Here is a 25,611-nt window from a genome sequence, read left to right as displayed (position 1 = left end):
GATATGACTCTGTCAAGCATGTGAAGCCGAACAGAAGGGCACCATGTCTTCGCCTCGTCTGATCGTGGCCGCCGCGGCCACGACCCTCACCGCGCTGCTCTCCCTCGCCCCCGCGCTGCCCGCCTCCGGTGCGTCGGCCACGACAGACCAGATCACGCGGGCGCGGATCTCCACCGCGTACGAACTTCCCGGCGACCGGGTCTACCCCGAGGGCGTCGCCGTGGATCCGCGCACCGGCGACCTCTACGCCGGCTCCTACACCGACGGCACGGTCTTCAAGATGACACCGGGTCACCGGGTGGCCCAGGTCTTCCTGCCCGCGGGCGCCGACGGGCGTGACACCGCCAACGGGCTCAAGGTCGACCGGGCAGGACGGCTGTGGGTCACCGACTCGACGACCGGGGTCTCGGTCTACGACACGCGCACCCGACGCCTGCTGGCGAGCTTCGACGTCCCCGGGCAGGCTCCGGACAACCCGGCCTTCGTCAACGACCTCGCCATCGCCCCGGACGGCAACGCCTACCTCACCGACAGCGTCCGCTCCGTGGTCTACCGCGTCACGCCGCGTCAGGTGGCGGCCGGAGGCAGGACGACGCTCACCGTCCGCTTCGACCTGGGCGAGGCCCTCGACCCCCATGGGCCCGACGCGTTCACCCTCAACGGGATCGTCGCCGACCCCTCGGGGCACTACCTGCTGACCGCCGACATGACCGGTGGCGACCTGTACCGCCTCGACATCGCCTCAGGAGCGATCCGCAGGGTGACGCTGACCGGAGGCGACACGCTGCACGCCGACGGGCTCGAACTGCGGGGCGGCAGGCTCTGGGTGGTCCACAACACCGAGAACACCATCAGTCGCTGGAAGGTGACACGGGACGGCGCCGCGGCCAGGGTCGAGCGGCGGCTGACCGACGAGGCCCTCCAACTCCCGACGACGTTGGCGTTCGGGAACGGCACGCTCTACGTGGTCCGCTCCCAGTTCGACAAGGGCGGCCCACTCGGCTCGGGAACCCCGCGGACCCCCTTCACCATCGCCTCGGTACGGGGCATCTGACCACGCTCCCCCACCTCGCGAGAATATGGGACATTCATTACCCGTTCCTGGGAAATGTCGCCCGACGCGGGATGGGGGAGACGGCCGTGCCGCAGTGGCTTCAGGCAGGTCTGTGGGGAACCGCCGCCGGGGGAGCCCTCGTCGTGGGGGCGGCGGTCGCCTGGCTGGTACGGGTCCCGGCCGTGATCATCGCCGGGATCATGGCCTTCGGCGCGGGCGTGCTGATCTCGGCGCTGTCCTTCGAACTCGTCGACGAGGCCGAACGCTCAGGAGGGCTCCTCCCCACGGCGGTCGGCTTCCTCGCCGGCGCCTGCGCCTACGTCGCGGCCAACACCCTCCTCGCCCGGTACGGCGCCCGCCACCGCAAACGCTCCGGCGACAGGCAGCCGTCCGAGGGCGACATCCAGGGCAGCGGTACGGCCATCGCCGTCGGCGCCCTGCTCGACGGAGTCCCCGAGTCGGTCGTGCTCGGCCTGTCACTGCTCGACGGCCGGGGCGTCGGGATCGCGGTCCTGGGGGCCGTCTTCATCTCCAACGTTCCCGAGGGGCTCTCCAGCGCGGCGGGCATGAAGCAGGCCGGGCGCGGCGCGCCGTACGTCTTCGGGGTCTGGGGCGGCATCGCCCTGGTGAGCGGGCTGGCGGCCCTCGTCGGCCACCTCACCCTCCAGGACGCCTCACCCGCGACCGTCTCGGTGATCACCGCCGTGGCCGCAGGGGCGATCCTCACGATGGTCGCCGACACGATGATCCCCGAGGCCTTCGAACGCGCCCATCTCTTCACCGGCCTCATCGCCACCCTGGGCTTCCTGGCGTCCTTCACCGTCGAACGCCTCGGCGCGTAGCCGGTCCGGAGCCACAGACGTCCACCCGGGTCCGTGCGCGCTCAGCCCTACGCGAGGGGTGAGTCTGAGCGCGCACGGACCCCGTGTCCGCCTTCGGCGTTCCCCTGCTCGGCCCGCGCCTACAGCCTGATCAGGAACACCGTGTTCTCCCGCCGCTGTGATCACCCACGGAGAGGTCCCGGGATAACCCCCGGGACGGATCGCCGCTCGTCCGGCAGAGGGACGATCCGTCGGTACGGCGACGGCCACCATGTGATCGCCATCCCGGCGACGCCTCCCACCCGGCGTCCACGGACGACATCCGGGGATGGCGCGAGCCGTCAACACACGCGCTCTTGGCACAGCACCGAACCCTGTCGGAACGAAAGCCGGAGAACATGAACGTGTACAAGAAGGCTTTGCCCGCCGCGCTCGCGGCGGCCGCGCTGGCCACCCTGACCGCGGCTCCCGCGTCCGCGGCGCCGACCGCCCTGGACGTGACGGTCAAGGTCCAGCTCAGCCACACCTCGACCGTGAAGGAGTCGGCCGGGGTGTGGTTCACCTGTCCCGGCAACGAGGTGATGACCGGCCGTTCCCACTCCGGGGACGAGAACGGCTCCACCACCTACTACTGCAGCACGATCACCATCAACGACCAGCCGGTCCAGAACGTGGTGAAGGGACTGTGGAGCGCGGGCCTGAAGGAGAGCAGGTCGTCCTACACCGCGCCGAACGACCAGGCCGTCATCGGCAGGTGGCACTCGGGCGACGAGAACGGTTCCACGAAGTACCTCGCGGCCATGTTCTTCTGGCAGGGCAGGCAGGTGCGCTTCTCCTCCCCCGCGTGGAGCGGCGACCTCAAGGAGAGCAGGCACTCGTGGCGGGCGAACGCGGGCCAGGTCATGACCGGCCGGTACCACTGGGGTGACGAGAACGGCACCACGAGATACCAGTACGCCACGGTGACGATCGTCGACTGACGATCCGGTTCCGGCGGTACCCACCGAGCCCCCTCGGTGGGTACCGCCGATCCACCATGGGTGGGACGGCCGTGATGATGGATGCTGTGATCAACACATCTGAGGGGGCTTCGTGAGCATTCAGGAGTTCGACCGGCGAGCGGTGCGGGACAGCGTGGACGTGGTCGCCGCGGTGACGATCGACGATCTCGACAGGCCGACACCGTGCGCGGGATGGACGGTGGCCGACCTGCTCGCCCACATGACCGTCCAGCACCACGGGTTCGCCGCCGCGGCCAGGGGCACCGGGGCCGACCTGGAGGTCTGGAAGGTCAGGCCGCTCGGTGACGACGCCGTCCAGCTCTACACCAAGGCGGCGGAGGACGTGCTGGCGGCGTTCGCCGAGGACGGCGTGCTCGAACGGGGGTTCACGCTGCCCGAGTTCGCCCCCCGGGGGCCGGTATTTCCTGCCCGGCAGGCCATCGGCTTCCACTTCATCGACTACCTGGTGCACGCCTGGGACGTGGCCCGCTCGATCGGCGCCGACTACCGGCCCGACCCGGAGCTTGTCGAGGCCGCCTGGCCGATCGCCCTGGCCGTCCCCGACGACGAACGGCGCACCAGGCCGGGAGCCGCCTTCCAGCCGGGCCTGCCCGTCGACGACGAAACGCCGGGCTTCGACCGTGTCCTCGCCGTACTCGGACGCACCCCCGGCTGGACCCCCTCGGCGTGAGACCGGGAGCCTGGGACGTTCCGCCGCGCGGGAACGCAGCGTGACCACCGGCCGACTGAGTGATATGTCAGTATCAGTGGTTTGTCGGTAGGACCGGCTACCGTTCTCCGGAGTACGGCCACCGCATGTGGTGGTGCCGTTCGGGACGAAGGGATGCTCAGGTGAAGTTCCGGGTCAACCGTGATGTCCTGGCCGACGCCGTGGTCTGGGCCGCTCGTGCCCTGCCGACCCGCCCGGCCGTTCCCGTGCTCTCCGGTCTGCTGCTTGAGGCCGACGCCGAGGACCTGGTGTTGTCGGCCTTCGACTACGACGTCTCCGCCCGCGCCACGATCGAGGCCGAGGTCGCCGAGCCCGGCAGGGTGCTCATCCCGGGCCGCATCCTCGCCGAGATCACCCGGAGCCTGCCCGCCCAGCCGGTCGAGATCGTCACCGACGGGTCCGAAGCGGTGCTGACCTGCGGAAGCGCCGAGTTCGGCCTGCTCACCATGCCCGTTGAGGACTTCCCGTCGCTGCCCAAGGCCCCGCCGAAGATCGGGGCGGTCGGCGGCGGGGTCTTCGCGAGCGCGGTCGGCCAGGTGGCGCCCGCCGCCAGCCGTGACGAGACCCTCCCCATGCTGACCGGCGTCCGCTTCGACATCGCGGGCGAACGCGTGACCATGGCCGCCACCGACCGCTACCGCATCGCCGCCAGGGAGTTCGACTGGCGCCCCGAGCAGCCGGGCGCCACGGCCGCGGCCATGGTCCCGGCCCGGGTGCTCGTCGAGGTGGCCAGGTCGTTGCGCGGCGGAGAGGTCTCGATCGGCCTGGGCGAGGGAGTCGCCGGGTTCGAGAGCGTCGGCAGGAGCACCACGGTCCGCCTGCTCGACGAGCAGTTCATCGACTACCGGGCACGGCTGACCGACGAGTGGCCGATCAGGGCGGACGTGCGGGCCGCCCCGTTCGTCGAGGCGATCAAGCGGGTCGCGCTGGTCGCCGAGCGCAACACCGCGATCAGGCTCACCTTCGGCCAGGGACAGGTGCTCATCCAGGCGGGCGGCGGCGACATCGGCCGGGGCACCGAGGTGCTGGAGGCCGAGCTGTTCGGCGAGGAGATCCAGATCGCCTTCCAGTCGCACTTCCTGCTGGACGGCCTGAGCGGCGTCGAGACCGAGTTCGTACGGCTCAACATGCAGACGCCCAGCCGGCCCGCCCTCATCACCGAGGTGCCCGGAGACGCCGAGCCGGCCTTCCGCTATCTCGTGATGTCCCTGCGCCTGGCCGCCTGAGGCCCCGACCCGGACAGGAAGCACCCGGCGCGGCGGCGTCCGCCGCGCCGGGTGAAGGTCAGCTGGTGAGTTCCTGGGCCTCGGTCAGAGCGATCAGGATGTGTTCCATGCACGCGTGACCGGCGCGCTCGGCGGCGGCGGCGTCGCCCGCCATGATGGCGCGGGCGATGGCGTCGTGCGGGATGTAGGTGCTGTTGAGCGAGGTGCCCGCGGCGGTGATGCTGGCCCGCAGCGCGGCGGAGAAGTCCTGGTAGAGGTCGATCATGACCCGGTTGTGGGTCGCCTGGACGACGGCGACGTGGAAGGCGAGGTCGGCCTCGACGAAGGCGGTCGGCTCGCCCGACTCCCAAGCCTGCTCCCGCTCGGCGAGGGCGGCCTCGATGTGGGCGATGTCGGCCTCGGTCCGCCGCGTCGCGGCCAGCTTGGCGGCCTCGACCTCAAGTGCGCGCCGTACCTCCAGGATCTCCAGCTGCTCGGCGGCGCGTAGCCGTCGCAGCATGGCGCCGGAGAGTTCGCTCGTGGCGCGGACGTAGGTTCCGTCGCCCTGGCGGCATTCGAGCAGGCCTGCGTGGGTGAGTGCCCTTACCGCCTCACGCACGGTGTTGCGTCCGACCCCGAGCTGCTCCGCGAGCACGGTCTCGGTGGGAATCTTCGTGTGCATCTTCCAGGAGTTCGACGTGATCTGCTCTTTGAGCTGGTCGATCACCTGGTCAACGAGAGACGCCCGCTGCGCCGTACGCAGACTCACAGTCCGCCTCCTCCGGAGAAGCCAATCATCCTATGATTCAATGACTGGTAGACCCTAGTTATTCCGGAGGCAGAAAAACAAATCCGGAACGCCGGAGGAGGCGGATTGCTTTATCGAACCAGTGTCGAATCGACCGTCATTCCCACCATCGCGTCGCGGACTCCCGCTGCCTCAAGAGCCTTACGATACGCGCTGGTCTGCTCTTCTCCCGCGCCGACCCTGCCGTAGAGGTCACCCAGCTCACGCCAGGCACGCGCGACCTCACGGTCGGGATTGGACCGCTCCGAACGCAGGGCGTGAAGAAGCTCCCCCGCGGTGTTCAGCCGTGACAGAACCTCACCCTCCCCCCGCGAGAGCGCGGCCTGGGCAAGGACCAGGTGCGCGGCGGCGGCGGTGGGGCTGGCCTGGCCGGACAGCGTGTCGAGGGCGGACGAGGCCAGGTTGACCGCGCCGTCCGGGTTACCGCTCCCGAGCTGGAGGCGGGCCAGGACCACGAGGCTTCCCGCGTACTCGTTGACCTTCTCGTCGAACGTGGCGAAGACCCCGCTGGCAGCGGTGGCCAACTCGTAGACCTCCTCGGAGAGGGAGGCGCTTCCGAGAGAGACCGTGAGTCTCGCCCATTCCAGTGCGATCCCGGCCAGCCTGAAGGCCATCCGGGCGGGTCGGCCGGTCGCGATGGCGTCGTCGGCCAGGCGTACCGCCAGTGCCGAGTCCTCACCCTCCGCCGCGGCGACGCTCGCCTGCCAGAGGGAGTGGATCTCAGCGGTGCGGTTGACCACCGAGGGAACGCCGTTGACCGCCAGGATGTGCCTGACATACGACAGGCCGGGAGACTGGGGCCTGGCAGCCTCGGTCTCCACCAGCGCGGCGGCCAGTTCGATCGCGATCTCGCCCTGCGTCAACGCCAGGTAGTTGACCTGGCTGAGGGCGTAGATGGCCAGATCATGCGCGCGAAGCGTGTCGCCCGCGCGCTGGTAGCAGCGGCTCAGCGCGACCGTCAGAGGAAGGTCTGCCAGCCGTTCGGGGTGCGCGGCGGCCTCGCGGCGGAGCCGCTCGAACGCCTCTACCGCTGGTCCGACTCGGTCCTGGGCCTCCAGCGAGCGAGCCCGCCCCAGCCGCGCGTGCGCGGCCAGCATGGCGTTCTCCTCGCCGGCGACCTTGACGATCTCGCCGAACCGTTCCGCGGCGACCCCGGGGTCGCCGTGCTGCAGCTCAAGCTCCGCGTGACGCAGGCCAAGCTCGGTGTCGATCCGTTGGCGCGGCTCGATCCCGTGCAGCAAGAACTCGGTAGTGCACCCCAGCCGTTCGGCGAGAAGCCGCGCGACCACGGGGGTCGGCGTGCGCTTGCCGGACTCGATGAGGGAGACATAACTGTCGGAGAGGTCAGGCCCTGCCAGCTGGGCCTGAGACATGCGCCTACTCAGCCGCAGTCCGCGGACGCGGTCACCGATGGTTCCCTGACTCGGCATCTGATCTCTCAGGGCGGGGGATGGTCAATGTTCCCGCCATGATTGCACGAAGCAGTCGAATCGGTAACCCCACGTGAAGAGAATCCACCTGCGGACTCTTCGGGCCCCTATGTCATACGGGACATAGGGGCACTAATCATCCGAATCGTTGCCGCCGGGGAAGAGCATCTGACACACCTCTAGGTAGATGGTCTCCGGATAGGGGATGAAGTTGATCCTTGAGAGGGCCTGGTCCTGACCCGCCGACTCCAGGACGAACTCGCCGTATCCCAGCATGCGACCGAGCAGTGAGCGCTGGAAACTCATGTCGGTCACCTTGCCGAGGGGCATCATGTCGACCTTGCGTGTGATCAGGCCCGTGGTGAGCAGCACACGCTTGGAGGTGACGATGAAATGCTCAACCGACCATTCCGCCACTTTCCACACAAAACGGATCAAAAGGAGGAGCCAAGCCCACCAGACGATCACCAGGGCGGTGCCTCCGGAGCTCTGTCCCCCGAACCACCTGCTGAGCAGGCCGGCCAGGATCAGGCCACCGAAGACCTCGGCGATGGGGCGCAGCAGTACGGCCGGGTGAAGCCGCACCATGATTACTTGTTGCTCGTGGGGGAGTAGGTAGCGGTTGACCGACGCGGGAGCCGAGTCCCCGTGGGTCACCAGCCTCATGACAGATGGGATACGAATTGGGCCAGAGAATTGGCCGCGTTGAACATGGTGTCCATGGCGCCCCTAACTGTGTTCGCTGCGTCACCCGGTCTTGTGAAGAGGTAGAACGCCACAAAAGCAATGGCGCTGTATGTCAGAACCTTCTTGACCTGCACTGCGGCCTCCTACGACCACTCACCCACTGCACCCGCCGTATACATTACCCATGCCATTCGCGAGGTAAAGCGTCTTCCCTGACAGGGTCACGATCTCAGCGACGGGACCCGACCAGGGCGGTGTGACATTCGTCACCCACCCTCACTCGCGGCCAGTGCGAGGACCTCCAGGTGCTTGCGGGCGATCCGCTCGACCAGCACCGGGTGGGCCTGGCCGGTCACCTCCAGCGCGCCGTAGTGCGCGGCCTGGATGCAGCGGGTCACCGTGGCCGCCGGATGGACCTCGGAGAACTCGCTCCGCAACGCGGCACTGACGTGCTCGTAAGGGTCCGGCTCCTGATCCTGGACGGTCCGCTCGCTCATGTTTCTCCCTGATGTGTGCCCGCGGCCTCCCCTGGCCGGGGACACGGAAGAGGCATCCTCGCTACTGCTCGTACCCATTCAAGCACGTTGGGTAACGAAGGGGAGGGTTAACGCCTCCCCCCACACCGGGGAGATCCTCAGACCACGCCGTAGAGGCGGTCCCCCGCGTCCCCGAGGCCGGGGACGATGTAGCCGTGCTCGTTCAGCCGTTCGTCGAGCGCGGCGGTCACCAGGCGGATCGGCCTGTCGCTGCCGGCGAACGCCTCGTCCATGTAGGCGATGCCCTCGGGGGCGGCCAGCAGGCACAGCGCGGTCACGTCGTCGGCGCCGCGGTCGAACAGGAACCGGATCGCCGCGGCCAGGGTGCCACCCGTGGCCAGCATCGGGTCGACCACGTACACCTGACGCCCGGACAGGTCGTCGGGCAGCCGCGTCGCGTAGGTCTCGGCCTTGAGCGTCTCCTCGTTGCGGATCATCCCCAGGAAGCCGACCTCGGCCGTCGGCAGCAGCCGGGTCATACCGTCCAGCATGCCCAGGCCCGCACGCAGGATCGGCACCACCAGCGGGTACGGCTGCGCCAGCCGTACGCCCTTGGCCTTGGCGACCGGGGTCTCGACGGTGACACCGGTGACGCGGACGTGCCGGGTCGCCTCGTAGGCCAGCAGCGTCACCAGCTCGTCGGCCAGGCGCCGGAAGGTGGGCGAGTCCGTACGCGCGTCCCTGAGAGCGGTCAGCTTGTGCGCGACCAGCGGGTGCTCGACGACGAGGGTCTCCATGGACGTCAACGCTATCCGGACGGCCGTGCGGGGGACAGCGGCGGGACCCACGTCCCGGACGACGGGCGCTCGCCTGGACGACATCGCCCGCTCACCCGGATTTGGATCACAATTTGGCCCCGGAGGCGTACGGCGACGCGGTGCTTCTGAAAGCATTGACGTCCGTAGCGAGTGCACCGGTGGGGATGAGCATGTCAGACGAAGACCCTCTGGACTTTGCCATCGTCGTCTATCGCGAGGACGACGGCTGGGAGGCGGAGCTGCTTCCCGTGGCGCTCACCTCCGACCTCCAGGGTCTCGTCCACGCCCTACGCCAGCAGCCGAGCATCAACGGGACGATTGGCCTGGTCGCCGTTGGGGATGAGTTCTTCGTGGCGTTACGAGTGTTCGGTGAGCATGTGGAGGTCTTCCTCTCCGACATCGCCGCGTCCTGGGACTTCCCCCTGGCGCGGCAGGCGCTGGAATACCTCGACGTGCCGGTGCCCGACGAGGACGAACTGGACGCGATCCTTCAGGACGAGGAGACGGCCCTGCCCGCCGGAGATCTGTCGATCTTCGCCGACCTGGGGCTCGACGAGATGGAGCTCGGCATCCTCTCCGGGGACATCGACCTCCTTCCCGAGGACGTGCTGTCCAGCATCGCCGCCCGTCTGGGATTCTCCGAGCCCTTCGAACGCGCGATCGACTCTGTGTTCGGCTGACCCCGGGAGACCGGCCATGTCCTCCAGGCAATCCACTGGCAGTGTGTTCTCCGCGGCGTTCGTCCGCACCGAGGACGGATGGAACGGCGCCGAGATCGACCTCGGCGCCGCGGAGATAGCCGACGACCTGGGCGACGCCGTACAGGAGCATCTGGGGCTCAACGGTGACGAGCTGGCCCTGCTGTGCGTCGAGGTCGAGGACGAGTGGTTCGCCATCGTCCGCTACGAGGGAGACCGGGAACCGCGCACCTTCCTGTCCGACGCCCAGGCGGGGCTGACCGACGGGCTCGGCGAGCTCTTCACCGAGCTGGCCGGCGTCGCCCCGGACAAGGAGACCCCCGACCTCGGCGTACGGCCCGCGGGCGACTTCGAGCTGCTGAGCGACCTGGGCATGAGCCCGGAGGAGCTCGTCGAGCTGAGCATGGAGGAGGGCGCGCTCCCCGCGGACACGCTCTCGGTGATCGCCGAGCGGCTGGCCTTCGCGGACGAGCTCGACCGGCTCCGGTGAACCCCGAGGCGTACGCCGCCGGGATGCGGCTGGCCCTTGAGCAGGCCGCCGAGGCGGGCGCCAGGGGGGAGGTGCCGATCGGAGCGGTCGTCCTCGACCCCGAGGGGGCCGTGCTGGCCGGGGCGGGCAACGACCGTGAGTCGCTGGCGGACCCGACCGCGCACGCCGAGGTCCTGGCCCTGCGGCGGGCCGCCCTCTCGCGTGGTGAGTGGCGGCTGACCGGCTGCACGCTGGTCGTGACCCTTGAACCGTGCACGATGTGCGCCGGAGCCGCCGTGCTGGCCCGGGTCGACCGGGTCGTCTACGGCGCCGTCGATCCCAAGGGGGGTGCCGCGGGCTCGCTGTGGGACGTGCTGAGGGACCGCCGCCTCAACCACAGGCCCGAGGTCGTCATGGGGGTGCTGGCCGACGAGTGCGCCACGGTCCTCACCGACTTCTTCACCTCTCGCCGGATGCGCGAGCAATAGCGGATATCCGGTAAGCTGCTCGGCGGTGGAGTCGCCTAGTGGCCGAGGGCGCACGCCTCGAAAGCGTGTGATGGGGCAACCTATCCGTGGGTTCAAATCCCACCTCCACCGCCACAGCAACGAAAGGGCCCCCGGTTCGCCGGGGGCCCTTCGTCGTGCCAGAGGTTCCTCAGTCCTCGGGAAGTTCGAGGACGCGGGCGTGCAGAATCGAGCGCTGGTGCAGCGCCGAGCGCAGGGCACGGTGCAGGCCGTCCTCCAGATAGAGGTCGCCACGCCACTGGACCACGTGCGGGAACAGGTCGCCGTAGAAGGTGGAGTCCTTGGCGAGCAGCGAGTGCAGGTCGAGCACCGTCTTCGTGGTGATCAACGTGTCGAGGCGGACCTGCCGCGGCGGTATCTGCGCCCACTCGCGATGCGAGAGACCGTGCTCGGGGTAGGGCCGTCCATCACCGACCAGCTTGAAGATCACAGTACGTAGTTTATGAGAGATTCGGATTCTTTGCCTGCTTGCCCAGGTCGGCGACGGCCTCAGAGGCTCCCTGAGAACGTGTCGCACCGGTTGGGATCCCCGCTCTCGTAACCGGTGGTGAACCACCTGACACGCTGCGCCGACGTGCCATGGGTGAAGGCGTCCGGATTCACCCGGCCCTGGGTGCGCTCCTGGATGCTGTCGTCCCCCACGGCCGAGGCGGCGCTCAGCGCCTGCTGGATGTCCTGCTGGGTGAAGGGCTTGTCGAACAGGCCGGTCTCGTAGGCGTTCTTCGCCCACACGCCCGAGTAGCAGTCGGCCTGCAGCTCAAGCCTGACCGAGCCGCTCCGCGGTCCCTGCCGGTCTCCCTGGGCCATGGAGCTGGTGCCCAGGAGGTTCTGCACGTGGTGACCGTACTCGTGCCCGATCACATACGCCTGGGCGAACGGACCGCCCTCCGCGCCGAAACGGGTGCGGAGTTCGTCGAAGAAGCTCAGGTCGAGATAGACCTTCTGGTCGGCAGGGCAGTAGAACGGGCCGACCGAGGCGTCGGCCGCGCCGCAGGCGGTGTTCACCTGGCCGGAGAACATCACGGTCTTGGCGGGCCGGTAACCCTGCACGACGGTCGGCCAGTAGTCCTGGATGCTGTTGACCACGCCGACCACCCGGCACTCCTCGTTCTGGTCGGCGTCCTGCCCTGTCCTGCACTTGGCCGCCAGGTCGGTTCCCGGCCCCACGGGGGCGGGTTCGTTCCCGCCGACGATGTCCCCGGGGTTGAGCCCGAACAGCAGGGCCACGATGAGCGCGAGGATTCCGGCGGCGCCCCCGCCGACCGCGAGTCCTCCTCCGGGAATCCTCCTGCGGCCACCGCTTTCCACCTGTGAGCTGTCCAGCCGGGCGTCGTCTCTGAAATCCATCGCAGACGTCCCTTCGATCCGCTTGGACCCCCACTGCCCTCCCCGGGGCCGACCATGCCCACCGGTTCGCCGGGTACGGCGCAGCGCCTCATCGGCGTCGACTTGCACGAAATATATCCCCCACCTGCAGCTTTTCACCGCCAACAAGGGAAATATCGTCACATGCGGCAGATGCGGATGGTAGTCATCAATGCGCTCTTTGTGATGGTCGTACTCCTCGGCAACGATCTGGGCGCCGACCCGGAGACACCGGACAAGGCGGACCTCGAAACCGGGTCCTCCGTGGCCGTCCCCGTGGCGAGAAGTCCGCTGACACTTGAGGCCGACTACCGAAGGGGCATCGCCAGGGTGCTGCCGTCCGTCGTGCAGATCACCTCGCGGTCGGGAGAGGAGATCAGCGAGGGCTCGGGCATCGTCTACGACGACCTCGGGCACATCGTGACCAACGCCCACGTGGTCGGTGACGCCGAACGCTTCGAGGTCATGCTCGCCACCGGTGGCGCCCCCCGTACGGCCCGGCTCGTCGGGGTCTACAAGGCCGGGGACCTGGCCGTCATCAGGGTGGACGACCCGTCGGGCCTCGTCCCCACCGATTTCGGCGACTCAGACCGGCTCGCCATCGGCCAGATCGTGCTGGCCATGGGCAACCCGTTCGGCCTGTCGGGCAGCGTGACCGACGGCATCGTCTCCGGGCTGAACCGGACCGTCCAGTTCGCGGCCGAGGGGCACGAGACCGTCGCTCCGACGGCCGGCGGCCTCATCCAGACCTCCGCCGCGATCAACCCGGGCAACAGCGGAGGCGCCCTGGTCGACCTCGCCGGACAGGTCGTCGGCGTGCTGGTAGCCGACCTGGTGAACGCGGACACGGGCAGTGTGCTCCCCGGTATCGGCTTCGCCATCCCGGCCAACACGGTCACCCGCGTCGTCCGCCGGCTCGTCGAGAAGGGCGAGGTGACCGAAACCGGCCGGGCGGACCTGGGAGTCGCGGCGCAGACCGTGGTCGACAGACACGGCAGACCGAGCGGTGTCGGCGTCGTGCGGACGGCCCAGGGGACGCGGACGGCGCTCAGGCCGGGCAACGTGATCGTCGCACTCGACGACACCCCGGTCCTGACCGCGCAGGACCTCGCCAGAGCCCTCGCCGCCCACAAGCCAGGCGACTCGGCCAAGGTGGAACTCCTCCACCCCGACGGCTCGACCACCACCACGACCGTACGGCTCGGCACCACCGGAGGCGACTGACCGGTCCTTTCGATGAAGCCGAGGCTTGGGGGCGAGACCAGGCGATCGCGATGCCCGGCAGGAGCGAACAGGCGGATCTCCAAACAGCGGCACAGGTGCTCACGTGCGTCACCGCCCTGGTGGACGCCGTGTCACCGGCCCGCACAAGCACGGTGGCGTCCGCCGGGTAGGGGCCGCCCCCTCCGCGCGTGCCCCTCTGCGCCACCGTGAGACAGCTCTCCGGCTGACGCGTGATCCCGGTCACCGCGTACGCCGCGTTCGGGCGGAGGCGTTCCGAACCACCTCCGCCGATCACCACTACGGCATCCGCAAGACGGTCTCGCTTCCTCCGGCCAGAGGTCGGTAGGCGTGACGTCGATTCGGGGCGATGCTTTGATCCCTGCCCTGTGGGGGTTGGGTGACGGGAGACTCAGCCTGCATGCCTGTGAGGTTTACTTGCCCGGCTCGGGGCCGTACCACTGGAGTGCTTGACCGGTGACCCGGGCGATGCACTCGAAGTCTCGGTCTCGGTGGAGGAGCGTAAGCCCTTGAAGTTCCGCTGTGGCGGCGATGACGAGGTCGACAGGGCCTGCGCTGCGATGTCGCTCTCGCCGGGTGAGGGCTTCCTGAACTTTCCAGGCGCGGTCGTAGGCGCGGTCGTCGATGGGGGTCCAGCCGAGCAGAAGCCGTAGATCTTCGACGCCTTGCTCGCGATCCGTAATGGATCGGGCACTGTAGAGGAACTCAAATTCGGTGATGGGGCAGACTGCGATGAGTCCTGCGACGGCAGCTTGATCCCAGCCGTACCGGTCCGCGTCGGGGCGCAGGAAACGGGCAAGGGCACTGGTGGCGATCAGAAACTGAGCCGCATTCATTGACGGTAATTGCTCTTCTCTTCGAAGAGTTCCAGGTCGAAGCCTCCTGAGGCGTCGGAACGGAGCCGAGCGAGCGCGAGCGCTCGGCGCCGGTGCTCCAGCACCTCACGGGTGGCCCCGCGCCGTCGCCGGCAAGCGCGCATGCTTCGAAGTGGGCGTGTCGACCGAGGCCGGACAACACGAAGGGCCCGGGTGGATAGTCCGGGCCCTTCGTGTCTTGCTGCTCAACCAAGCGCGGAGGATAGGAGATTCGAACTCCTGAGGGGTTGCCCCCAACACGCTTTCCAAGCGTGCGCCCTAGGCCAACTAGGCGAATCCTCCGTGGAGTAGCTTACCGAACTTTCAGGACTGCGTTGACCACATATTCGAGGCATCTTCGTTGGCGGCCGTTCACTACTCCGAGCACTCGCGACAGAGGCTAGACTGTGCCAGGACCCCTCGCGCGGCGTCATCCTGTGAACCTCCCCAGGGCCGGAAGGCAGCAAGGATAAGCAGGCTCTGGCGGGTGTGCGAGGGGTCTCTTCGTTTCAGACTCCCTCGCAGGTGGGATCGTCGCATGAGTCTTGCGCTGTACCGCAAGTACCGGCCCGGGACCTTCGCCGAGGTCAAAGGGCAGGAGCACGTCACCGAGCCGTTGCGGCAGGCGCTGCGGAGCGGCCGGATCAACCACGCCTATCTGTTCAGCGGGCCCAGGGGATGCGGCAAGACGTCAAGCGCCCGCATCCTGGCCCGTTCGCTGAACTGCGAGAAGGGGCCGACCCCCGACCCCTGCGGCGAGTGCGAGTCGTGTGTGGCCCTGGCGCCGACCGGGCCCGGCCACCTGGACGTCATCGAGATCGACGCCGCCTCGCACGGTGGTGTCGACGACGCCCGCGACCTGCGGGAACGGGCCTTCTTCGCCCCCGTCTCGGCGCGCTTCAAGATCTACATCATCGACGAAGCGCACATGGTGACCCGCGAGGGGTTCAACGCGCTGCTCAAGCTCGTCGAGGAGCCCCCGCCGCACCTGAAGTTCGTCTTCGCGACCACCGAGCCGGAGAAGGTCATCGGGACGATCAAGTCCCGCACCCACCACTATCCCTTCCGGCTGATTCCGCCCGCCGCGCTGCGCACGCTCATGGAGGAGATCCTCACCTCGGAGAACGTGCCGTTCGAACCCGCCGCGCTGCCGCTGGTGGTCAGGGCGGGCGCCGGGTCGGCCCGTGACTCGCTGTCGATCCTGGACCAGCTCTTCGCCGGGTCGGACGAGGCCGGCATCACCTACGCCCGCGCGGTCTCCCTGCTCGGTTACACCGACGGCGACCTGCTCGACGACATGGTCTCCGCTTTCGCCACCCGCGACGGGGCGAAGGTCTTCCAGGCCGTGAACCGGGTGGTCGAGGGCGGTCACGACCCCCGCAGGTTCGCGATGGACCTGCTTGAGCGCTTCCGCGACCTGGTGATCCTGGCGAACGTGCCCGAGGCCGCGACCAGCGGGCTGCTCGACCGTCCCGGTGACGAGCTGGAGCGGCTCCAGCAGCAGGCGGCCTCGATGGGCCCGGCCGAGCTGACCCGCGCGGCGGAGATCTTCAACGAGGGCCTGACCGAGATGCGCGGCGCGGCCTCGCCCCGGCTGCTGCTTGAGCTGATGTGCGCCAGGACCCTGCTGCCCGGGGTGGCCAGGGATGAGGCGGCACTGCTGACCCGGCTTGAGCGGCTGGAGCGGGGCGGGGTCACGGTGGTCCAGGCGGCGGCTCCTGCAGTGGCCCCTGCAGCGGCTCCAACGGTGGCCCCGGCAGTGGTGGTCCCGGCGGTGGCCCAGGCGCCTCCCGCTCAGGCTCCCATGGCCGCCCAGGCTCCGGCCCCCACGCAGACCCCCGCGCAGCCCGCCGCGGCCGCCGTACCGGTTCGGGCCAAGGACGACGACTGGCCGGCTCCCACGCGGCCGGGAGGGCAGGCGCCCGCCCCCGCCGCGGACCAGCCCCAGGCTCCTGCTGTCCCGGGAGTGTCGGGAGGCGACGCGGGAGCGGTACAGCAGGCATGGCCGCAGGTGCTCGCGGCCCTCAAACGGCGCAGCATCGTCGTCTGGGCGAACGTCAACACCAACGCCCAGGTCGTCGGGGTCGAGGGCAAGGTCGTCACGCTGGGCTTCGCCCAGGTGGGCGCGATGCGCAACTTCACCGGCGGCGGCAAGGACGTGGTGGTCGCGGGGGCGCTGCAGGACGTGCTCGGCGGCACCTGGAAGGTGGAGGCCGTCGTCGGCGGTTCGCCCATGCCGTCCGGCGCCCGGCAGCAGACGCCGCCTCCTCCTCCGCCACGCGCCGAGCCCGTCCAGAGCCCCGTCCAGAGCCCCGCGCAGAGTCCCTCGCAGGGGCCCGTCACGAGGCCGACCGCGGAGCCCCAGGGGGAGGCGCCGCCCCAGGCGGTTTCGCCTCCCCGTGAGGCCCAGCGAGCCCCGCAGACGCAGCCTCGCCAGAGCCCGCAGGCCACCGACGAGTCCTGGCCCGACGCACCGCTCCCCGAGGACCCGGGTTCGCCTCCGCCGCCGAGTCCCGGCCTGGCCGCCGCGCGTTCCGCCGCCAGGACGGCCGCCCATACGGCCGCCCAGACGGGGCCGAGGGGGACGGGGACCAAGTCGGCGTGGCCGGAGGCCGTGCCCGGCAGGTCGTCCGGCTCCGACGACGCCGGTTCGTCCGACGACGCGCTGACCGGCATGGCCCTCCTCCAGCGTGAGCTGGGCGGCCAGATCATCGAGGAGATCGGCCACGCCTGACGGTCCTGCGGGATCAGGGCGAGTCCAGGGCCGACAGGCGGATCGCGGCGGTCACGGCGCGGTGGTCGCTCCGGGGAAGCACGGCGACGAGCCGTTCCAGGACGTGGGCGTCGCCCTTGGCTCCCTCGGTCTCCGCGTAGGCCCACAGGTCGTCGGGGGACCCCCGGGTCAGGAGGCGGGCGCGGACCCGGCCTTCGAGCTCCTCGCGTTCGTCGCGCACCGCGGGGGCGTCGGAGCGGGGTAGCAGCGGCCCGCCGTACGCGCCGGCGATCGCGGTGGTGTCCTCACCGGCGAGCAGGCGTCGCAGGGTGAGGAAGTCGGCCCGCACCACACAGGTCAGCCGGTACGGCCGCGCCGCGACCACGGGGCCGAGCTGCAGGCGCAGGCGGTGGATCTCGGCGCGGGCGGTCACCGGGTTCCCCGCGTCGCCGTACAGGTGGAGGGAGAGCTGTTCGGCCGTGACGCCCTTGGGGTTGAGGGCCAGCACCGTGAGGATTTCGGCGTGACGGGGGGACAGCGGCACGTGGGCGCCGTCGAGATCGGCCGCGGGATGCCGCGTCCCGAGGAAGGACAGGGTCAGCACGGGCGTGTCCGCCGTGCCGAGGACACGCAGCAGGAAGCCGTCGCGGACGGGGGTCAGCAGCGCGGTCTCGCCGTCGGGCAGCACGACCCGGTCGCCGGAGGCGGGCAGCCGTACGCGGTCACCCCATCGCAGGGAGCGGTCGGAGGCGACGACACGGCCCGTGGCGGTGACCAGGGCGCCGGGTTCGCCGCGCAGCGCCAGCAGGTGCTCGTCGTTGCGGGCGCGGAACAGGTCGTCGCGCTCGCGCATGCGCAGCGCCAGGTGGCTCTCCGCCAGTCTGGCCGTGGTCTCGACGAGGGCGACGGTCGCCGGATGCAGGGCGTCCATGGTGCCGCTGATGTCGACGCAGCCGATCACCTCGCCGCTGTCCGGGTCGTTGATCGGCGCCGCCGAGCACGACCAGGGGTGCAGTGCCCTGACCAGGTGCTCGGCGGAGAAGACGTGGACGGGGCCCCGGGTGGCGAGCGCGGTGCCCATGCCGTTCGTCCCGATCACCTCCTCGCCCCAGTGGAAGCCGTCGGCGAGCCCGACTTCGTCGGCCATGCCCATCACCCGGTGGTCTCCGTCGCGCCAGAGCACCCGGCCCTTCTCGTCGGTGACCATCAGGATGTGCGCGCTCGCCGAGGCGGCCTCCAGGAGGGTTCCGGCGACGAGCGGCAGCAGGGCGCCGACGGGATGGTGGGAACGGACGTCCTCGACGTCCTCCCGTTCGAAGGCGGGCGGGGCCGCGCTCGCCTCGGGATCGACGCCCGCGTCCATGGATCTGCGCCACGAGGCGGAGATCAGGCCGCGTAACGCCCCGTCAGGAGGTTGGGCACCGTTCAGCACGGACTCGTGCAGACGGCGCAGTCGTAACGAGTGGACGTTCAAATCCGGGACGGCTTCCCGGCGGCTGCCGGACATATGGCTCCCCAGGAATCAGACCGATTGCCGAAGCATCGGTTGTCGGGACGGGTGCACGCAACCGGTTCGGCGAAAAGGGAGTGCGAAGGGTGATTGAACGATCGCAACGTGTGTGCAACCTGGAATCGGTTACCTTCGCAGCGCACGCCGTCGTGTGCGGCCGCTCCGGCGCGTGCGCCGTCGGGTCCCGGACGTCGTGGAGGGGGGCCGGGACCCGACAGGATCGTCGTGAACCGGCGGACCGGGTTTAGTCACCACATGGGGGGAACACGGGCATGGGCCAGTACAACACCCGCCTCTGACCCCGTAGGCTCGTGACGACTGACGTCACGGACGAGGAGCACAACGACGGTGAACCCAGGGGATGTCAACCTGCAGCAGCTGCTGGAGCAGGCACAGCTCATGCAGCAGCAGCTTGTGAGCGCTCAACAGGAGCTGAACGACGCCCAGGTCGAGGGCTCGGCGGGCGGCGGGCTGGTCGTCGCCACGGTCAACGGCGGCGGCGAGCTGCTCGAACTGAGGATCAGCGCCGAGGCCGTCGACCCCGGCGACCCCCAGGACACGGCCGACACCATCGCCGACCTGGTCATCGCGGCGATCAGGGACGCGGTCCGCGCCGCGGCCGACCTCCAGCAGGAGAAACTCGGCCCGCTCGCACAGGGACTTGGGGGCGGCAGCGGCCTCGGTCAGCTGCCCGGGTTCTGAAGCCATGTACGAGGGGGTCGTCCAGAACCTGATCGACGAGCTGGGCATGCTGCCCGGAGTCGGCCCGAAGAGCGCCCAGCGGATCGCCTTCCATCTGCTGTCCGCCGAGCCCGCCGACGTGAAGCGGCTCGCCCACGCCCTGCTTGAGGTCAAGGACAAGGTCCGTTTCTGCCGGACCTGCGGGAACGTCGCCGCCGACGAGGAGTGCCGGATCTGCCGCGACGCCCGGCGCGATCCCCACGTGATCTGCGTGGTCGAGGAGTCCAAGGACGTCGTGGCGATCGAGAAGACCCGTGAGTTCCGCGGGCGTTACCACGTGCTCGGCGGCGCGATCAGCCCGATCGACGGGGTCGGCCCCGACGACCTGCGCATCCGCGAGCTGATGACGAGACTGGCCGACGGCCAGGTCACCGAGCTGATCCTCGCCACCGACCCCAACCTTGAGGGGGAGGCGACGGCGACCTATCTCGCCCGTCTGGTGAAGCCGATGGGGCTGAGAGTCACACGACTGGCCAGCGGGCTGCCCGTGGGCGGTGACCTCGAATACGCCGACGAGGTCACCCTGGGCCGCGCGTTCGAGGGAAGGAGGCTGCTGGATGTCTGACGCATGGGGTGCTCTGGCGGAACGGGTCGCCGGGCACGCGGAGAACTACATCGACGGTCTGACCAGGCTGGCGAACGGTGAGGGCGGCGACGCCATCCTGTCGTTGCTGCTGGTCGAGGTCGCGCAGGTCAGCTCGGCGGGCGCGCAGCTCGGCGCCAGCCAGGACGTGATCCTGTCCGGCAACTGGGAGCCGCACCTGAGCGAGGACCCGGACGTCGACGCGGTCCGTACGGCCCTGGCCGAGCGGCTCGGCCCGGTCGACGACTACGCCGAGGTCTTCGACCCGTACAAGGACACCGCGGTCACGCCGTACCGGCTGTCGGACGACCTGACGGCGGTGGCCGCCGACCTTCTTCACGGGCTCAGGCACTACCAGGCGGGGCGTCCCCTTGAGGCGCTGTGGTGGTGGCAGTACTCCTACTTCAACACCTGGGGCAACCACGCCGGGGCCGCGCTGCGCGCCCTGCAGGCACTCGTCGCCCATACTCGGCTGGACGTGGCCGAAGAGCGCACAACCGTGTGATTGTCCACATAGTGGGCCAAACCAGAAGTGCGCTACCCGGGCGACAGTAGACTGAGAGCTCCACAGCCCTAGATTGCTTCGGAGACATCTCGTGGCGCTCGTTGTTCAGAAGTACGGTGGTTCTTCCGTCGCCGACGCGTCCTGCATCAAGCGGGTCGCCCAGCGGATCGTCGCGACGAAAAAAGCCGGCAACGACGTCGTGGTGATCGTCTCGGCGATGGGCGACACCACCGACGAGCTGCTCGACCTCGCCCAGCAGGTCTCGCCGCTGCCGCCGGTGCGCGAACTCGACATGCTCCTCACCTCGGGTGAGCGCATCTCGATGGCGCTGCTGGCCATGGCGATCGCGAACCTGGGCCAGGAGGCCCGCTCGTTCACCGGCTCCCAGGCCGGGGTGATCACCGACTCCTCGCACGGCCGCGCCCGCATCATCGACGTGACGCCGGGCCGCATCAGCGAGGCTATCGGCGCCGGTCAGGTGGCGATCGTGGCCGGGTTCCAGGGGGTCTCCCAGGACACCAAGGACATCACCACCCTCGGCAGGGGCGGTTCCGACACGACGGCCGTGGCGCTCGCCGCCGCTCTCGAAGCCGACGTGTGCGAGATCTACACCGACGTGGACGGGGTCTTCACCGCGGACCCGCGCATCGTCCCGGTCGCCCGCAAGATCCCCAAGGTCTCCTACGAGGAGATGATGGAGATGGCGGCCTGCGGCGCGAAGATTCTGCACCTGCGCTGCGTCGAGTACGCCCGCCGCTTCAACCTGCCGATTCACGTAAGAAGCTCGTTCAGCACCAAGGAAGGCACGTGGGTCATCTCCGACCCCGACAGTGAAGGAACACAGATGGAGCAGCCGATCATCTCCGGCGTCGCGCACGACCGGAGCGAGGCCAAGATCACCGTTGTCGGGGTGCCCGACAAGGTCGGCGAGGCTGCCACGATCTTCAAAACGCTGGCCGACGCCGAAGTCAACATCGACATGATCGTGCAGAACGTGTCGGCGGCGGCGACCGGTCGGACGGACATCTCCTTCACGCTGCCCGCGAGCGACGGCTCGACGGCGCTGACCGCACTGAAGAAGATCCAGCAGAACATCGGCTTCGAGTCGCTGCTGTTCGACGACCAGATCGGCAAGGTGTCGCTGATCGGCGCGGGCATGCGCTCGCACCCCGGCGTCACCGCGACGTTCTTCGCCGCCCTCGCCGACGCGGGGGTGAACATCGAGATGATCTCCACCTCGGAGATCCGCATCTCGGTGATCGTCGGGCAGGACGAGGTGGACTCGGCGGTCAGCGCCGCCCACCGCGCGTTCAATCTCGACGCCGACCAGGTTGAAGCTGTGATCTACGGAGGTACCGGCCGATGAGCCGCAAGCCCACCCTCGCTCTGATCGGCGCGACCGGTGCCGTCGGCACCGTCATGCGCGACATCATCTCCAACCGGGAGGACATCTACGGCGAGATCAAGCTCGTCGCGTCCGCCCGGTCCGCGGGCAAGGTCCTGCGGGTCCGCGGTGAGGACCTGGTCGTCCAGGAGCTGACCGCCGAGGTCTTCGACGGCGTCGACATCGCGATCTTCGACGTGCCCGACGAGGTCTCCGCCGTGTGGGTGCCGATCGCCGCCGAGCGCGGCGCGGTCGCCATCGACAAGTCCGGCACCTTCCGGATGAACCCCGAGGTGCCGCTGGTGGTGCCCGAGGTCAACCCGCAGGCGGCGCGTAACCGCCCGCTGGGCATCATCTCGACCCCCAACTGCACCACGCTGTCGATGATGGCCGCGATGGGCGCCCTGCACACCGAGTACGGCCTGCGCGAGCTGGTCGTCTCCTCCTACCAGGCGGTCTCCGGCGCGGGTGTCGCCGGTTCGGGACGTCTCTACGACGAGGTCGAGGCGCTCGCCGGCGACCGGACGGTCGGCCAGAGCGCCGGTGACGTGCGCAAGGCCCTGCAGAACAAGCTCGGTGACGGCGAGTCTCCCTTCCCCGCGCCGATCGCGTTCAACGTCGTGCCGTGGGCGGGTTCGCTCAAGGACGGCGGCTGGGCCTCGGAGGAGATCAAGCTCCGCAACGAGTCCAGGAAGATCCTCGGCATCGACGACCTGAAGGTCTCCGCGACCTGCGTCCGTGTCCCGGTGATCACGACCCACTCGCTGGCCGTGCACGCGACCTTCGAGCGGGAGATCACCGTCGCCGACGCGCACCGCATCCTGGAGGCGGCGCCGACGGTGGTCGTCATGGACGACCCGGCCAACGGAGTCTTCCCGACCCCGGCCGACGTCGTCGGCACCGACCCCACCTACGTGGGCCGGGTTCGCCAGGCGCTTGACTTCCCCAACACCCTCGACCTGTTCGTCTGTGGCGACAACCTCCGTAAGGGCGCCGCCCTGAACGCGGCGGAGATCGCCGAGCTGGTCGTGGCCGAGCTCTTCTAGCACGTCGTCGTCGCCGGGCGGGTCGTCTCATGGACGGCCCGCCCGGTGCGGTTTCCCGGGCATCCGGTTTCCCGGGTGACAGCGGCGTTCCCGGGCGTCAGCGGAAGAGGATGTCCCAGTGGTCGGACTCCCTGGCGTAGACGGTCTGTGAGTCCCCGTAGAGCGGGGCGCCGTCACCCCTGACCCGCTGGTAGGGATACTTGCTCTTGATGTAGCGGCTGACGCACCGGTTGGGCTTGATGTCCAGCTTGTAGCCCTCGTAGTGGCTGTACAGGCCGGGGGCGTGGCCGACCTCGGTGCCTCCGGTGATCACGATGGGGCACCCGCTCTCGCGCTTCAGGCCGATCACCCTGTTCACCGTGTCCGTCCTGACGGCCTCAAGTGAGGTGCACCGCCCGTTGTCTCGGCTGGCGCACCGGCCTGAGGACTTCCGGCCGAGACCGGCCCGCTTCAGCAACTGGGCGGCCTGTGTGTGGGCGAGCCGTACCGAGGGCAGGCGGTGGGCCGTCTGGGCACTGGTCCGCGCCTGGCTCTTTCTGACCGGGGCTTTGGCCTCGGGCTGCCGGGCCTCACTCAGCCCTTCCCGTTCCCACAGTCCCGTACCGAGGTCGGCGGGCTCGTGCAGGGCTACGGCCTTCAGGTACAGGTCACGGGTGTAGCGCCTGGCGGCCTCCAGGGCGTTGATGTCGTAGCGGCCGGTGCTCGGCACCCGTGCGGACGCGTCGGACGAGTCCGCGATCATGACGGCGACCGGCGAACTGGCGGCCCCGGTCTCGGCGTTTCCGTCCGAGGCCAGGGCGATGAACGATATCTGCAGAGCCAGAAGTGCTCCCGCCGTAAGCCGGGCCGCTCTCCGTCTACAGGGACGTTTCCCCATTTTCTATCCCTTGTCGCGGAAGCCCTTCCACAAGAAGGATCAATCCCACGCCGAACCGGTGGTGACCCCCGAACATCGCGAAATTTGCCCCGTGCTGGCGATCACCGTGCTCCCCGCTGAACAGGCCTTACGCCAACAAACGCGACAAAGTAGTCGGTTTCCGCAGAGTGTGCCGTACGGCCTCGGGGAGAGAAGATCGCCGAAACGGACGGGGAAAGTGTGCCCGCCGTACCGGGTCATCCGGGATCGCCGATTTCGTGAGTGAACTGTGGCGGAACCGTAGGCATCTGTGTAATGAAAAGATTACCCTAAGTAGTTACATTCATGGTTGATCCGAGGGAGTCCCATGGGCTGGATAAGCGTGCTGGTGGTAGTCGCCGTCGCGATCACGCTGATCGCGCTTCTCGTCCTCAGGAGGAGGGGGCACGAGGGGGAGGACAACGGTTCGGCGTCGATCGACTTCGCGGCCAACCTCGCCCTCGCCATCTACCTGCTGGTCCTGGCCTACGCCGTCGTGCTGTGCCGGGACGCCATCTCCACCTCGCAGACCGACGTCCAGGCGGAGACGGAGGCCCTCAGCGAGCTGTACTGGTCGGTCGCGCCCATCCCCGAGGCAGGGCCCATCCGGGCCCAGATCAGGGACTACTCCGCCAAGAGCGTCTCCCTCGACTGGCCGCTCATGGCCCACGGTGAGATGTCCCCGGTCCCCACGAAGCTGCTTGAGAACATGCGTGCCGAGGTGCTCAGACTCAAGCCGGCCGACGACGCGGGCAAGACCCTCCAGCAGGACGCCCTCAGCCACATCTCCGACGTCTTCCACTCCCGCGCCGTACGGGCCGACGACGCCAACACCGGTCTTGAGAGCATCTTCGTGATCTCCATGCTCATCTCCGGGCTGCTGGTCGTCGTGCTTCCCTGGACGGTCGGGAACCGGCCGACGGGCGCCTCGGTGGTCGGCGACCTGGTCAGGGTGACCGTGGTCGTCGTCGGGGTCGGCTTCATCATGCTGACCGGTCGCCCGTTCAACGGCCTGGGCTCGGTCGGGCCCGACGACTTCGTTGCCGTGCAGCAGCAGTACGACCAGATCGACGCCCAGTTCCCCGCGAAGCTGCCCGAGGGCTGAACGGGGCACACGTAGGAGGCCCGGTTGGCGACCGATCGCCAACCGGGCCTCACGCGTTTATCTGCGCGGCCTGCGCTTGAGCAGGGCGACCGCGGTGACCGAGATGACGCCGGTGAAGAGCACCAGGATGACCAGCCTGCGGTCGGTTCCCTGGCGCCGTTCGGCGAAGCGGTCCTGGATGCGCTGCCGTCGCATCCCGAGGACCGAACTCTCCGGGCTCGGCGACACCGTGGGAGGCGGCGTCGGCGGAGTCGGGGTGGGTGTCGGCGGTGCCGGGACGACGGCGACGGGCGAGACCTGGACGGGTCTCGGCGGTGGCGGTGGCGCGGGTGGCTCCGGAGTGGTGGGCGGCGTCGGAGCGGGTGGCTCCGGGGTCGTGGGCGGTGTCGGGGTGGGGGCAGGCGGCTCAGGCGTCTGGGGAGGCGTCGGAGCCGGGGTCTGCGTGGGCGGGGGTGTCGGTGTGGGTGTGGGCGGAGGAGCCGGGGGCGGGGACGTCGGGGTGGGGGTCGGTGCGGGCGGCGGAGTCGGCGTGGGGGCCGGGGGCTCGACCGTCGGGGTGGGGTGGGGAGCGTGACAGGACTCCCCACCGAGCAGCAGCGAGACGATGGGCAGGCAGATGACGGGTCTCACGGCCTTGGCGAGCGGCTCGCAGTGCGGGACCAGGCCGAGTAGCGACCCCAGCAGGCCGTGCCCGCAGGACGGCGGCCCGACCCTGACCCCGGACCCGGCCTCCTCGTCGGCGGCCTCGCCCTGGCCCGCGCCTTGGGTTCCATCCTGAGCCCCGTCCTGGGCTCCGCTTTGGGTCCCGTCCTGGGTTTCGCCGGCTCCACCTTGGGTTTTGGCCGGGGCCTCTTGGGTTTTGGCCGGGGCCTCCGGGGAGGTCTTGGGCGGAGCCTCGGCCGGAGTGTCGGCAGAGGCGTCACTTCCGCCCGCGGGGCCGGGCC

28 protein-coding genes, 2 tRNA genes and 1 other RNA gene are annotated in these 25,611 nt (G+C 69.4%); 19 read left to right on the top strand and 12 right to left on the bottom strand.

The features are described from left to right. Positions 1-43 precede the first annotated feature (43 nt). The 5 genes from ACIBVQ_RS26865 to dnaN all read left to right on the top strand — a co-directional run bounded on the left by ACIBVQ_RS26865 (position 44) and on the right by dnaN (position 4,832). Complete coding sequence (locus ACIBVQ_RS26865) at positions 44-1,054, top strand: SMP-30/gluconolactonase/LRE family protein (RefSeq protein WP_399180777.1); 1,011 nt, start codon at positions 44-46, stop codon at positions 1,052-1,054. An 86-nt stretch (positions 1,055-1,140) separates the two neighbouring features. Next, positions 1,141-1,896, top strand: a complete 756-nt coding sequence (locus tag ACIBVQ_RS26860; RefSeq protein ID WP_386190810.1) for a ZIP family metal transporter — start codon at positions 1,141-1,143, stop codon at positions 1,894-1,896. 377 nt (positions 1,897-2,273) lie between these two features. Then, a complete protein-coding gene (locus tag ACIBVQ_RS26855; RefSeq protein WP_386190807.1) occupies positions 2,274-2,855 on the top strand; it encodes a hypothetical protein in 582 nt (193 codons plus the stop codon). Positions 2,856-2,967: 112 nt separating this feature from the next. Continuing rightward, entirely contained in the window at positions 2,968-3,567 is a 600-nt protein-coding gene (locus ACIBVQ_RS26850; RefSeq protein ID WP_352013677.1) for a TIGR03086 family metal-binding protein, read from the top strand. 161 nt (positions 3,568-3,728) lie between these two features. Next, the gene (gene dnaN / locus ACIBVQ_RS26845) at positions 3,729-4,832 is read left to right on the top strand and encodes a DNA polymerase III subunit beta (protein ID WP_362917230.1); all 1,104 of its coding nucleotides are present in this window, start codon (positions 3,729-3,731) and stop codon (positions 4,830-4,832) included. A 58-nt stretch (positions 4,833-4,890) separates the two neighbouring features. On the opposite strand, the gene ACIBVQ_RS26840 is transcribed toward dnaN, so the two are convergent. The 5 genes from ACIBVQ_RS26840 to upp form a co-directional block, all read right to left on the bottom strand. Then, positions 4,891-5,580, bottom strand: coding sequence for a FadR/GntR family transcriptional regulator (locus ACIBVQ_RS26840; protein ID WP_352013679.1), 690 nt, complete (start codon positions 5,578-5,580; stop codon positions 4,891-4,893). A 110-nt stretch (positions 5,581-5,690) separates the two neighbouring features. Further along, positions 5,691-7,049: a helix-turn-helix domain-containing protein gene (locus ACIBVQ_RS26835; RefSeq protein WP_399180773.1), complete on the bottom strand. Its 1,359-nt coding sequence runs from the start codon at positions 7,047-7,049 to the stop codon at positions 5,691-5,693. A 132-nt stretch (positions 7,050-7,181) separates the two neighbouring features. Then, a complete protein-coding gene (locus ACIBVQ_RS26830; RefSeq protein WP_352013681.1) occupies positions 7,182-7,715 on the bottom strand; it encodes a PH domain-containing protein in 534 nt (177 codons plus the stop codon). 287 nt (positions 7,716-8,002) lie between these two features. Continuing rightward, positions 8,003-8,233: a hypothetical protein gene (locus ACIBVQ_RS26825; RefSeq protein WP_399180771.1), complete on the bottom strand. Its 231-nt coding sequence runs from the start codon at positions 8,231-8,233 to the stop codon at positions 8,003-8,005. Positions 8,234-8,370: 137 nt separating this feature from the next. Then, positions 8,371-9,009, bottom strand: coding sequence for a uracil phosphoribosyltransferase (gene upp / locus ACIBVQ_RS26820; protein ID WP_362917235.1), 639 nt, complete (start codon positions 9,007-9,009; stop codon positions 8,371-8,373). A gap of 191 nt (positions 9,010-9,200) precedes the next feature. Here upp and ACIBVQ_RS26815 point away from each other — a divergent pair, with 191 nt between their 5' ends. The 4 genes from ACIBVQ_RS26815 (at position 9,201) to ACIBVQ_RS26800 (ending at position 10,799) form a co-directional block, all read left to right on the top strand. Continuing rightward, on the top strand, positions 9,201-9,710 hold the full coding sequence (locus ACIBVQ_RS26815; RefSeq protein WP_352013684.1) for a tRNA adenosine deaminase-associated protein: 510 nt from the start codon (positions 9,201-9,203) through the stop codon (positions 9,708-9,710). Positions 9,711-9,726: 16 nt separating this feature from the next. Next, the gene (locus ACIBVQ_RS26810; protein WP_352013685.1) at positions 9,727-10,218 is read left to right on the top strand and encodes a tRNA adenosine deaminase-associated protein; all 492 of its coding nucleotides are present in this window, start codon (positions 9,727-9,729) and stop codon (positions 10,216-10,218) included. Positions 10,219-10,241: 23 nt separating this feature from the next. Beyond that, entirely contained in the window at positions 10,242-10,685 is a 444-nt protein-coding gene (gene tadA / locus ACIBVQ_RS26805) for a tRNA adenosine(34) deaminase TadA (RefSeq protein WP_352013728.1), read from the top strand. A gap of 24 nt (positions 10,686-10,709) precedes the next feature. Further along, a tRNA-Ser gene (locus ACIBVQ_RS26800) sits at positions 10,710-10,799 on the top strand. 55 nt (positions 10,800-10,854) lie between these two features. Here the strand turns inward: ACIBVQ_RS26800 and ACIBVQ_RS26795 are convergent. Continuing rightward, positions 10,855-11,154 (bottom strand): type II toxin-antitoxin system VapB family antitoxin, encoded by a 300-nt coding sequence (locus ACIBVQ_RS26795; protein ID WP_352013686.1) that lies wholly within the window; start codon positions 11,152-11,154, stop codon positions 10,855-10,857. 59 nt (positions 11,155-11,213) lie between these two features. Then, positions 11,214-12,071 (bottom strand): neutral zinc metallopeptidase, encoded by an 858-nt coding sequence (locus tag ACIBVQ_RS26790; RefSeq protein ID WP_352013687.1) that lies wholly within the window; start codon positions 12,069-12,071, stop codon positions 11,214-11,216. Between the two features lie 204 nt (positions 12,072-12,275). Here ACIBVQ_RS26790 and ACIBVQ_RS26785 point away from each other — a divergent pair, with 204 nt between their 5' ends. Then, on the top strand, positions 12,276-13,313 hold the full coding sequence (locus ACIBVQ_RS26785; RefSeq protein ID WP_399180768.1) for a S1C family serine protease: 1,038 nt from the start codon (positions 12,276-12,278) through the stop codon (positions 13,311-13,313). Positions 13,314-13,744: 431 nt separating this feature from the next. Here ACIBVQ_RS26785 and ACIBVQ_RS26780 read toward each other — a convergent pair whose 3' ends face one another. Continuing rightward, on the bottom strand, positions 13,745-14,167 hold the full coding sequence (locus tag ACIBVQ_RS26780; RefSeq protein ID WP_399180766.1) for a PIN domain nuclease: 423 nt from the start codon (positions 14,165-14,167) through the stop codon (positions 13,745-13,747). Positions 14,168-14,402: 235 nt separating this feature from the next. Continuing rightward, a tRNA-Ser gene (locus ACIBVQ_RS26775) sits at positions 14,403-14,488 on the bottom strand. Positions 14,489-14,596: 108 nt separating this feature from the next. Here ACIBVQ_RS26775 and ffs point away from each other — a divergent pair. Continuing rightward, positions 14,597-14,692: signal recognition particle sRNA small type (ffs, locus tag ACIBVQ_RS26770), an RNA gene on the top strand. 31 nt (positions 14,693-14,723) lie between these two features. Further along, positions 14,724-16,919, top strand: coding sequence for a DNA polymerase III subunit gamma and tau (locus tag ACIBVQ_RS26765; RefSeq protein WP_399180764.1), 2,196 nt, complete (start codon positions 14,724-14,726; stop codon positions 16,917-16,919). 13 nt (positions 16,920-16,932) lie between these two features. Here the strand turns inward: ACIBVQ_RS26765 and ACIBVQ_RS26760 are convergent, their stop codons facing one another. After that, positions 16,933-18,405: a GAF domain-containing protein gene (locus ACIBVQ_RS26760; protein ID WP_399180762.1), complete on the bottom strand. Its 1,473-nt coding sequence runs from the start codon at positions 18,403-18,405 to the stop codon at positions 16,933-16,935. A 351-nt stretch (positions 18,406-18,756) separates the two neighbouring features. Here ACIBVQ_RS26760 and ACIBVQ_RS26755 point away from each other — a divergent pair, with 351 nt between their 5' ends. The 5 genes from ACIBVQ_RS26755 to ACIBVQ_RS26735 all read left to right on the top strand — a co-directional run bounded on the left by ACIBVQ_RS26755 (position 18,757) and on the right by ACIBVQ_RS26735 (position 22,667). Beyond that, positions 18,757-19,110: a YbaB/EbfC family nucleoid-associated protein gene (locus ACIBVQ_RS26755; protein WP_352013692.1), complete on the top strand. Its 354-nt coding sequence runs from the start codon at positions 18,757-18,759 to the stop codon at positions 19,108-19,110. A gap of 4 nt (positions 19,111-19,114) precedes the next feature. Then, on the top strand, positions 19,115-19,714 hold the full coding sequence (gene recR / locus ACIBVQ_RS26750; RefSeq protein ID WP_352013693.1) for a recombination mediator RecR: 600 nt from the start codon (positions 19,115-19,117) through the stop codon (positions 19,712-19,714). Next, positions 19,707-20,237 (top strand): DUF5063 domain-containing protein, encoded by a 531-nt coding sequence (locus tag ACIBVQ_RS26745; RefSeq protein ID WP_352013694.1) that lies wholly within the window; start codon positions 19,707-19,709, stop codon positions 20,235-20,237. Before recR ends, ACIBVQ_RS26745 begins: the two co-directional genes overlap by 8 nt. A 91-nt stretch (positions 20,238-20,328) precedes the next feature. Further along, complete coding sequence (locus ACIBVQ_RS26740; RefSeq protein WP_352013695.1) at positions 20,329-21,603, top strand: aspartate kinase; 1,275 nt, start codon at positions 20,329-20,331, stop codon at positions 21,601-21,603. Then, entirely contained in the window at positions 21,600-22,667 is a 1,068-nt protein-coding gene (locus tag ACIBVQ_RS26735; protein ID WP_352013696.1) for an aspartate-semialdehyde dehydrogenase, read from the top strand. Before ACIBVQ_RS26740 ends, ACIBVQ_RS26735 begins: the two co-directional genes overlap by 4 nt. A gap of 97 nt (positions 22,668-22,764) precedes the next feature. Here the strand turns inward: ACIBVQ_RS26735 and ACIBVQ_RS26730 are convergent, their stop codons facing one another. Beyond that, entirely contained in the window at positions 22,765-23,409 is a 645-nt protein-coding gene (locus ACIBVQ_RS26730) for a hypothetical protein (protein ID WP_399180758.1), read from the bottom strand. 481 nt (positions 23,410-23,890) lie between these two features. Between ACIBVQ_RS26730 and ACIBVQ_RS26725 the strand changes: the two genes are divergently transcribed. Further along, positions 23,891-24,667, top strand: a complete 777-nt coding sequence (locus tag ACIBVQ_RS26725; RefSeq protein ID WP_362782069.1) for a hypothetical protein — start codon at positions 23,891-23,893, stop codon at positions 24,665-24,667. A 57-nt stretch (positions 24,668-24,724) separates the two neighbouring features. Here the strand turns inward: ACIBVQ_RS26725 and ACIBVQ_RS26720 are convergent, their stop codons facing one another. Further along, complete coding sequence (locus ACIBVQ_RS26720; RefSeq protein WP_390045022.1) at positions 24,725-24,862, bottom strand: hypothetical protein; 138 nt, start codon at positions 24,860-24,862, stop codon at positions 24,725-24,727. Here ACIBVQ_RS26720 and ACIBVQ_RS26715 point away from each other — a divergent pair. After that, on the top strand, positions 24,846-25,241 hold the full coding sequence (locus ACIBVQ_RS26715) for a hypothetical protein (protein ID WP_399180756.1): 396 nt from the start codon (positions 24,846-24,848) through the stop codon (positions 25,239-25,241). The two genes, ACIBVQ_RS26720 and ACIBVQ_RS26715, sit on opposite strands and share 17 nt — an antisense overlap. The last annotated feature ends 370 nt before the right edge of the window (positions 25,242-25,611 follow it).

The sequence above is a fragment of the Streptosporangium sp. NPDC049376 genome (genome assembly GCF_044466505.1).
Lineage (GTDB): Bacteria > Actinomycetota > Actinomycetes > Streptosporangiales > Streptosporangiaceae > Streptosporangium.
Note: the sequence above shows the minus strand (reverse complement) of the source record. Positions and strands in the feature narration are given on the sequence as shown.

What these genes read in the sequence shown, in the direction of transcription:
- ACIBVQ_RS26745 (WP_352013694.1), top strand. Translation starts at nt 19,707, where the DNA reads ATGTCTGACGCATGGGGTGCTCTGGCGGAACGGGTCGCCGGGCACGCG.
- ACIBVQ_RS26715 (WP_399180756.1), top strand. Translation starts at nt 24,846, where the DNA reads ATGCGCTGCCGTCGCATCCCGAGGACCGAACTCTCCGGGCTCGGCGAC.
- ACIBVQ_RS26725 (WP_362782069.1), top strand. Translation starts at nt 23,891, where the DNA reads ATGGGCTGGATAAGCGTGCTGGTGGTAGTCGCCGTCGCGATCACGCTG.
- recR (WP_352013693.1), top strand. Translation starts at nt 19,115, where the DNA reads ATGTACGAGGGGGTCGTCCAGAACCTGATCGACGAGCTGGGCATGCTG.
- ACIBVQ_RS26790 (WP_352013687.1), bottom strand. Translation starts at nt 12,071, where the DNA reads ATGGATTTCAGAGACGACGCCCGGCTGGACAGCTCACAGGTGGAAAGC.
- ACIBVQ_RS26720 (WP_390045022.1), bottom strand. Translation starts at nt 24,862, where the DNA reads ATGCGACGGCAGCGCATCCAGGACCGCTTCGCCGAACGGCGCCAGGGA.
- ACIBVQ_RS26830 (WP_352013681.1), bottom strand. Translation starts at nt 7,715, where the DNA reads ATGAGGCTGGTGACCCACGGGGACTCGGCTCCCGCGTCGGTCAACCGC.
- ACIBVQ_RS26730 (WP_399180758.1), bottom strand. Translation starts at nt 23,409, where the DNA reads ATGATCGCGGACTCGTCCGACGCGTCCGCACGGGTGCCGAGCACCGGC.
- tadA (WP_352013728.1), top strand. Translation starts at nt 10,242, where the DNA reads ATGCGGCTGGCCCTTGAGCAGGCCGCCGAGGCGGGCGCCAGGGGGGAG.
- ACIBVQ_RS26835 (WP_399180773.1), bottom strand. Translation starts at nt 7,049, where the DNA reads ATGCCGAGTCAGGGAACCATCGGTGACCGCGTCCGCGGACTGCGGCTG.
- ACIBVQ_RS26855 (WP_386190807.1), top strand. Translation starts at nt 2,274, where the DNA reads ATGAACGTGTACAAGAAGGCTTTGCCCGCCGCGCTCGCGGCGGCCGCG.
- ACIBVQ_RS26815 (WP_352013684.1), top strand. Translation starts at nt 9,201, where the DNA reads ATGTCAGACGAAGACCCTCTGGACTTTGCCATCGTCGTCTATCGCGAG.
- ACIBVQ_RS26810 (WP_352013685.1), top strand. Translation starts at nt 9,727, where the DNA reads ATGTCCTCCAGGCAATCCACTGGCAGTGTGTTCTCCGCGGCGTTCGTC.
- ACIBVQ_RS26865 (WP_399180777.1), top strand. Translation starts at nt 44, where the DNA reads ATGTCTTCGCCTCGTCTGATCGTGGCCGCCGCGGCCACGACCCTCACC.
- ACIBVQ_RS26765 (WP_399180764.1), top strand. Translation starts at nt 14,724, where the DNA reads ATGAGTCTTGCGCTGTACCGCAAGTACCGGCCCGGGACCTTCGCCGAG.
- ACIBVQ_RS26760 (WP_399180762.1), bottom strand. Translation starts at nt 18,405, where the DNA reads ATGTCCGGCAGCCGCCGGGAAGCCGTCCCGGATTTGAACGTCCACTCG.
- ACIBVQ_RS26825 (WP_399180771.1), bottom strand. Translation starts at nt 8,233, where the DNA reads ATGAGCGAGCGGACCGTCCAGGATCAGGAGCCGGACCCTTACGAGCAC.
- ACIBVQ_RS26735 (WP_352013696.1), top strand. Translation starts at nt 21,600, where the DNA reads ATGAGCCGCAAGCCCACCCTCGCTCTGATCGGCGCGACCGGTGCCGTC.
- upp (WP_362917235.1), bottom strand. Translation starts at nt 9,009, where the DNA reads ATGGAGACCCTCGTCGTCGAGCACCCGCTGGTCGCGCACAAGCTGACC.
- ACIBVQ_RS26780 (WP_399180766.1), bottom strand. Translation starts at nt 14,167, where the DNA reads ATGAATGCGGCTCAGTTTCTGATCGCCACCAGTGCCCTTGCCCGTTTC.
- ACIBVQ_RS26785 (WP_399180768.1), top strand. Translation starts at nt 12,276, where the DNA reads ATGGTCGTACTCCTCGGCAACGATCTGGGCGCCGACCCGGAGACACCG.